Annotated in this window: 6 protein-coding genes; 5 read left to right on the top strand and 1 reads right to left on the bottom strand. The window is 61.5% G+C overall.

Annotated elements, in window-relative coordinates; translation table 11 throughout:
- Positions 1–211 precede the first annotated feature (211 nt).
- Complete coding sequence (locus C1H69_RS11730; protein ID WP_102653587.1) at positions 212–1,669, bottom strand: SLC13 family permease; 1,458 nt, start codon at positions 1,667–1,669, stop codon at positions 212–214.
- 165 nt (positions 1,670–1,834) lie between these two features.
- On the opposite strand from C1H69_RS11730, the gene cysQ reads away from it, so the two are divergent.
- The 5 genes from cysQ (at position 1,835) to infC (ending at position 6,905) form a co-directional block, all read left to right on the top strand.
- Positions 1,835–2,650 carry a 3'(2'),5'-bisphosphate nucleotidase CysQ gene (cysQ, locus tag C1H69_RS11725; protein WP_165789464.1) on the top strand — a complete coding sequence of 272 codons (816 nt, stop codon included), beginning with the start codon at positions 1,835–1,837 and terminating at the stop codon, positions 2,648–2,650.
- Between the two features lie 65 nt (positions 2,651–2,715).
- Positions 2,716–3,183 carry a DUF2489 domain-containing protein gene (locus C1H69_RS11720; protein WP_102653585.1) on the top strand — a complete coding sequence of 156 codons (468 nt, stop codon included), beginning with the start codon at positions 2,716–2,718 and terminating at the stop codon, positions 3,181–3,183.
- A gap of 269 nt (positions 3,184–3,452) precedes the next feature.
- Complete coding sequence (locus tag C1H69_RS11715; protein WP_102653584.1) at positions 3,453–4,124, top strand: OmpA family protein; 672 nt, start codon at positions 3,453–3,455, stop codon at positions 4,122–4,124.
- A gap of 308 nt (positions 4,125–4,432) precedes the next feature.
- Positions 4,433–6,331, top strand: a complete 1,899-nt coding sequence (gene thrS, locus C1H69_RS11710) for a threonine--tRNA ligase (protein WP_102653583.1) — start codon at positions 4,433–4,435, stop codon at positions 6,329–6,331.
- Positions 6,294–6,905 (top strand): translation initiation factor IF-3, encoded by a 612-nt coding sequence (gene infC, locus C1H69_RS11705; protein WP_102653582.1) that lies wholly within the window; start codon positions 6,294–6,296, stop codon positions 6,903–6,905. Before thrS ends, infC begins: the two co-directional genes overlap by 38 nt.
- Positions 6,906–6,963: the final 58 nt, after the last annotated feature.

Genomic DNA, 6,963 nt, shown 5'->3' with positions numbered 1-6,963 from the left:
GCGAGCTGAAGCTGGCTCCAACAAGCCTGCTTTTCCCACCCTTGTTGGAGCGCTGCTCCGCATCGCGACTGGCGCCGTCAGGCGCCTTGGCGGAGGCCGCTGTCGTTGGTGGCTATCGCCAACGCAGGGCAACCCCGCGGTCGCGAGCTGAAGCTGGCTCCAGCAGCTGTTTTTTCTACCCTGTTGGAGCGCCGCGCCGCGACCTCCTATCTCACCACAGCGTGACGATCAGGAAATACGCCATCAGGGTCACCAGCACGGTACATAGCAGGTTCAGGGCGAATCCTGCGCGCATCATTGACTGGATCTTCATGTGGCCGGTCGCAAATACGATGGCGTTGGGTGGCGTTGCCACGGGCATCATGAAGGCACAGCTGGCAGCAATGGCGGCGGGCACCGTGATCAGCAGCGGCGAGATCCCCTGAGACATCGCCAGTGCGCCCAGCAGTGGCAGGAATGCGGCGGCCGTGGCGGTATTGGAGGTGATTTCCGTCAGGAAGATGATCACCAGCACCACGATGCCGACCAGGGCCAGCAACGGGAAGGCGCCAAATACACCAAGCTGCTCCGCTATCCACTCGGCCAGGCCGGAACGGCTGATCGAGCCAGCCAGGGCGAGACCACCACCGAACAGCAGCAGGATGCCCCAGGGCAGCTTCTGCGCTTCCTCCCAGATCATCAGACGCTCGCCGTTGCCGCGTCCGCTGGGCACCAGGAACAGTGCGATGCCGGCGGCTATGGCAATGCTGGTATCCGACAGCCAGCCAAGCCCCATGTCGTTGATTAGCGGACGCACCACCCAGGCCAGGGCGGCAAGCAGGAAGATGATGCCTACCCGGGCTTCCGGAGCGGTCATCCTGCCCAGTTTGTTCAATTCGTCACTTATCATGGTGCCGCCGCCGTTACCGGTCTGTATATTGAAATTGCGGCGGGTCAGCCACCACCAGGCGCTGACCATCATCACCACGCTGATTGGCAGCCCGACCAGCATCCACTGGGCAAAACCGATCTCGATTCCTCTGTCTTCGGCCAGATAAGCGGCGAGCAGGGCATTGGGCGGGGTGCCGATCAGCGTGGCCACGCCACCGATGCTGGCCGAGTAGGCAATGGCAAGCAGCAGGGCGGTGGCGTAGCGGCTGAGCTCGCGAGGATCGCTATCGCCGAGCAGATTGATCACCGACATGCCGATCGGCAGCATCATGATGGCGGTTGCCGTATTGGACACCCACATGCTGAGAAAGCCGGTGGCAATCATGAAGCCGGCGATCTGACGCCGTGGCTGGTGGCCGACCACCTTGAGGACATGCAGCGCTATGCGCCGATGCAGATTCCAGTACTGCATCGAGATACCAAGCAGGAAGCCACCCAGGAAGAGGTAGATGATCGGGTTGGCATAGCTCGAGGCGGCATCACTCATGCTACCGATGCCCAGTGCTGGCACCAGTACCAGGGGCAGCAGGGAGGTTACCGGTATGGGAATGGCTTCGGTGGACCACCAGGTGGCCATCAGTAGTGCCAGTCCGGCGCAAGTCCAGGCGGGGTCGGACATGCCGGCGGGTGCCGGCAGCACAAGTGTGATCACCACCCAGAGCGGGCCAAGCCACAGGCCGATTCGTCCGGCACGAGAGGGGCCGGACTTGAGTGCCGGGGTTTCACTGGTGGTCTGCATGAGCGCTCCATGAATGGGTTGCTGCTTTGATTGAGGCTGAGCCTGGGAAGCGGCCGCACATTATACGTAAGTTGAGGATCGTCTCCAGAGGCGCCAGCGTAAATTCAGCATGGAATCCATGACCACGGAAGAGAGAGCATGACTGGGGGCAGGAGTGACCGGCAGGTGAACTTGCCGAGTCTGGAGGCGTTGCGCGCGCTTTGTGAGGCTGCCGGACGGGATATCCTCTCGGTGCGCCGGGGTGAAGGCCACGTCTCCTACAAGCTGGATGGCAGCCCGCTGACGGCGGCAGACATGGCGGCTCAGCAACGGCTTGCCGACGGCCTGCCCGGGCTGCTGGACGTTCCCATCCTGTCCGAGGAGCAGGCTGAGACGCCTTGGCCGGTACGGCGCCACTGGCGCTGCTATTGGTTGGTCGATCCACTGGATGGAACCCGGGAGTTCGTTGATGGCTTCGACGACTTTACGGTCAATGTGGCCCTGATCCAGGACGGCGGGGTGGTCGTCGGAATGGTGCATGCGCCTGCCTTGGGATCGACCTGGGCGGGCGGCTCCGGCCTGGGGGCCTGGCGCTGGGAGAGTGGCGCCCGGGAGTCCATTTCCGTATCCGTTCGATCTTCCCCGTCTGGTGGTTCGGCCACCACCGACGAGCCGCCGCTTCGCATTCTGGCCAGCCGTGCACACCTGGATGCCGGGACACGTGAGTGGTTGGCCGGGTTTCCTGCGGCGCGGTTGTCGAGGTGCGGCAGCTCAGTGAAATTCTGCCGCATCGCCGAGGGGACGGCCGATCTCTACCCACGTTTCGGACCTACCTGCGAGTGGGATACGGCCGCCGGACAGGGTGTGCTCGAAGGGGCCGGCGGGGCGGTGCTATGCCATGAGACGGGGGCGGCGCTTTGTTACAATGCCAGGGAAAGCCTGATCAACGGCCCCTTCGTGGCCTGCGGTGACGTGACCCGTCTTGTACCGACCGGCACCTGAAACATGTCGCATCGATGTGCTTGCTGTACAATTTCCGCCTCATTCCCCGACCGCCTGGATGCCCCATGACGACGACGACCGCCCTGATCCTGCTTGCGCTGGGCCTGGCCATCATTGCCGGCCTGGGCACGTATGCCTTTACCTTGTGGCGTGAGGTCAAGCGCCGCGAAGCCTTCCGACGGGACGAGTTGCGTCGGGCGCATGAAAACTGCCTGGAAAACCTCGAGATGGTGGCCTCCTCGCTGCTGCAGGAGCAGGTTGATGTCACCGAAGGGGCCTGGCGCTGCAAGGTGCTGCTGGAGATTCTCGACCCGCGACTGCTGGAGCGTCCGGCGTTTCAGCCCTTTGGTGAGGTCCACGCCCGAACGCAGCATCTGCACACCCACTCGGCCCGCAAGGCGTTGACGCCGCGAGACAGGATGCGTGAGGACCGCGAGAGGCTGGCGATAGAAGACGAGCTTCGCCAGCCGGTGCTGGAGGCGGCCGCGGCGGTACTGGAATTTCGTCGTGGTTGGCCGGCAAGCCTGCATTGAGGTGTTTTTCGGTAACCTGGGGGGTGGCTGTACGTAAATAGTACAGTAAGATGTAATTGCAACATTTTGCCCTTTTCGGCAAGCTAATTAGTGGGTTCCGTGTAGTATTCCGTGCTCGGATCGCAGCGTTATGCGACGTTGGAATTAGGTTGTACTTTGAGCTTGGCTCAATTAGGCCTACACTTTCCGGAACCGGGGCTTAGAATTCCCGGATCTTTCGGGATATCAAAAACGGATTGCCCGAATATGAATCAAGAAGGAGTCTTGTAATGAAAAAATCTACGACTGGCTTGCTGTTAGGTTCTGCTCTGGTCATCGGCCTTTCCGGCTGTGCCAACACCGGGGGAGGGGCTACGGCATCATCCGATCGTGCCTGGTATCAGCAGCCTGTGGTGTGCGGTATTGCCGGCGGCCTGATTGGCGGTAGTATCGGCTATGCTGTCAGCGGTAGTTCCGATGAGGATCAAGGCATCGGTGTCGGTGGTGCATCCGGTGCCGCTATCGGCGCGCTGCTGTGTGCCGATCGCACTCCGGAGCCGGTTGCCCAACCCGAGCCGGAGCCGATGCCGGAGCCCGAGCCGACTCCTCCGCCCACCTTCGAGCCGGTAGTGCTGGATAGCGAAGTCACCTTCGCTTTCGATTCCGACGAAATCCGTCCGGAAGCGCATCGCGAGCTGGACCAGGTGGCCAACACCCTGCGTGAAAACACCGACCTCCGCGTTCGTATCGAGGGTCATACCGACCACGTGGGCTCTGCGGAGTACAACCAGGGGCTCTCCCAGCGTCGTGCTGAATCCGTCAGGGACTTCCTCGTCTCTCGCGGTATTGCCGAGAACCGCATGACTACCATCGGTCACGGTGAAGAGCGTCCGGTTGCCACCAATGAGACCGACGAGGGCCGTGCCCAGAACCGTCGCGTGGAAATCGTCAACTGGGATTGATTCATCGATCAAGACCCAGGGCCTGATGGATGGGCCGACGGCATGACACAGGGGCACCTTCGGGTGCCCCTGTTGCGTGGTGCTGCCGTGGGATGGGCGTGGCGCGGCGGGCCGTGCTTCTGGTAGTCTTGTCGGCTGACGTGACGCGCGGCGGGGCGCCTGAATGGCCGCACCCGCATCGTCCAGAGTAGAGGGCGGGCTGCGTGGCTCACGATCTCCATCGTTTTTTCTCCATGATTTTGCTCTACGCCACTAACCGCGACACGTGATCCCTGGTATGGATCACCACTGCGCACAAGGACGCTTCAATGCCCATCGTCACCTTGCCCGACGGCAGCCAGAGAACTTTCGACGAACCCCTTTCCATCATGCAGCTGGCCGAATCCATCGGCCCCGGTCTGGCCAAGGCCTGTATCGCCGGCAAGATCGATGGCGAACTCGTCGATGCCGCTGACATCATCGACCACGATGCGGAAGTGGCGATCATGACTGCCCGCGACCCGGAAGGCGAAGAGATCATCCGTCACTCCTGCGCCCACCTGATCGGCCATGCGGTCAAGCAGCTCTATCCCGACGCCAAGATGGCCATCGGGCCGGTCATCGACGACGGGTTTTACTACGACATCGATTTCGGGCGCTCGGTGACGCCGGAAGATCTCGAGGCGATCGAGACGCGCATGAAAGCGCTGATCGACACCGAGTATGACGTGGTGCGCGAGTACGTCGACCGTGACCAGGCGATGCTGACCTTCCTGCACAGGGACGAGCCCTATAAACAGGAAATCGTGCGGGAGATCCCCGAGGACGAAACGATTCGTCTCTACCGGCACGAGGAATATATCGACATGTGCCGGGGCCCCCACGTGCCCAATACCCGGCATCTGAAGGCCTTCAAGTTGACCAAGCTGGCCGGCGCCTACTGGCGTGGCGACGCCACCAAGCCGATGCTGACGCGCATCTACGGGACGGCCTGGGGCGACAAGAAGCAGCTCAAGGCCTATCTGAAGCGCCTCGAGGAGGCGGAGAAGCGCGATCACCGCAAGCTGGCCAAGCGCATGAATCTCTTCCACCTGCAGGAAGAGGCGCCGGGCATGGTGTTCTGGCACCCGAATGGCTGGACGATCTACCAGGCGCTGGAGCAATACATGCGCAAGGTGCAGGTCGAGCACGGCTACCAGGAGATACGCACCCCCCAGGTGGTCGACCTGTCGCTGTGGAAGAAGTCGGGCCACTGGGGCCACTACAGCGACCTGATGTTCACCACCGAGTCGGAGAAGCGCGAATACGCGGTGAAGCCGATGAACTGTCCCTGTCACGTGCAGGTGTTCAACCAGGGGCTGAAGAGCTATCGCGACCTGCCACTGCGACTGGCCGAGTTCGGCAGCTGCCATCGTAACGAGCCGTCCGGCTCGCTGCATGGCCTGATGCGGGTGCGCGGCTTCACCCAAGACGATGCGCACATCTTCTGCACCGAGAAGCAGATTCAGGCCGAGGCGGAAGATTTCATTGCCCTGACACTCAAGGTTTACAAGGAGCTGGGCTTCGACGACGTGGAACTCAAGCTGTCGACGCGCCCGGAGGACTTCATGGGCGAGGCGGCGCTGTGGGACCGTGCCGAGCAGGGGCTCGAGGCCGCATTGAACGCGACAGGGCTCCAATGGGAGCTGCAGCCGGGCGAGGGCGCCTTTTATGGCCCGAAGATCGAGTTCGCGCTGCGCGATTGTCTGAATCGCGTCTGGCAATGCGGTACACTGCAGCTGGACTTCAATCTGCCGGGCAGGCTGGGCGCTCAATTCGTCGACGAGGACGGGGAGCGCAAGACGCCGGTCATGCTCCATCGGGCGATCCTGGGCTCTTTCGAGCGCTTCATCGGTATCCTGATCGAGCACTACGCCGGGGCCATGCCGCTGTGGCTGGCTCCCGAGCAGATAGTGATCATGACGATTACCGATGCCCAGCGTGACTATGCGGTACAATTGGAGCGTCGCTTGCAGAAAATTGGTCTTCGCGTCAAGGCGGACTTGAGGAACGAGAAGATCGGCTTTAAAATCCGCGAGCATACCTTGCAGAAAGTTCCCTATCTCCTCGTGGTAGGGGATAAGGAAGTCGAAGCCGACTCGGTTGCCGTGCGCACCCGCACAGGCGAAAACCTCGGCATCCAGACCGTCGATGAATTCATCGAGCGCGTTCGGGCCGAAGGTTGGTAACGACACTGTCAATTACCGGAACGGAGACGGAACGATCAAGCGAAGCAGCCAGCGCGGACGTCCACAGGACAAGCGCCCCCCAATGAACGAGCGTATTACCGAGGATCAGGTGCGCCTGATCGACAGCGACGGCGAGCAGCTGGGTGTCGTACCCACCAGCGAAGCACTGGAACGCGCCGAAGCAGCCGGTTTGGACCTCGTCCAGATTTCAAATGCCGATCCGATTGTCTGCAAGATCATGGATTATGGCAAATTCGTCTTTGAGCAGAAAAAGCAGAAGGCCGCTCAGAAGAAAAAGACGAAACAGATTCAGGTCAAGGAAGTCAAATTCCGGCCTGGCACCGACGAGGGCGACTATCAGGTCAAGCTGAAAAACCTGGTTCGCTTCCTCGAAGGTGGCGACAAGGGCAAGGTCACGCTGCGGTTTCGCGGCCGTGAAATGGCGCATCAGGACATCGGCCGCAAGCTGATGGAGCGGATCGCCGCGGATCTCGAGGAACTCGGGACCGTGGAGTCCTTCCCCAAGATGGAAGGGCGCCAGATGATCATGATCATTGCCCCCAAGAAGAAGTGATCCGAAGGCCCGTCAAACGGATGGCTGGCGTCAGCGCCGGCCATTGGCCCCGGATTTT

Source organism: Billgrantia endophytica, from assembly GCF_002879615.1.
Lineage (GTDB): Bacteria > Pseudomonadota > Gammaproteobacteria > Pseudomonadales > Halomonadaceae > Halomonas > Halomonas endophytica.
The sequence above is the reverse complement of the archived record's forward strand: the minus strand, read 5'-3'. Positions and strand labels throughout refer to the sequence as shown.

Excerpts from the sequence above, each read along its gene's own strand:
- C1H69_RS11730 (WP_102653587.1), bottom strand. The coding sequence starts at position 1,669 with ATGCAGACCACCAGTGAAACCCCGGCACTCAAGTCCGGCCCCTCTCGT.
- C1H69_RS11720 (WP_102653585.1), top strand. The coding sequence starts at position 2,716 with ATGACGACGACGACCGCCCTGATCCTGCTTGCGCTGGGCCTGGCCATC.
- C1H69_RS11715 (WP_102653584.1), top strand. The coding sequence starts at position 3,453 with ATGAAAAAATCTACGACTGGCTTGCTGTTAGGTTCTGCTCTGGTCATC.
- thrS (WP_102653583.1), top strand. The coding sequence starts at position 4,433 with ATGCCCATCGTCACCTTGCCCGACGGCAGCCAGAGAACTTTCGACGAA.
- infC (WP_102653582.1), top strand. The coding sequence starts at position 6,294 with ATGAATTCATCGAGCGCGTTCGGGCCGAAGGTTGGTAACGACACTGTC.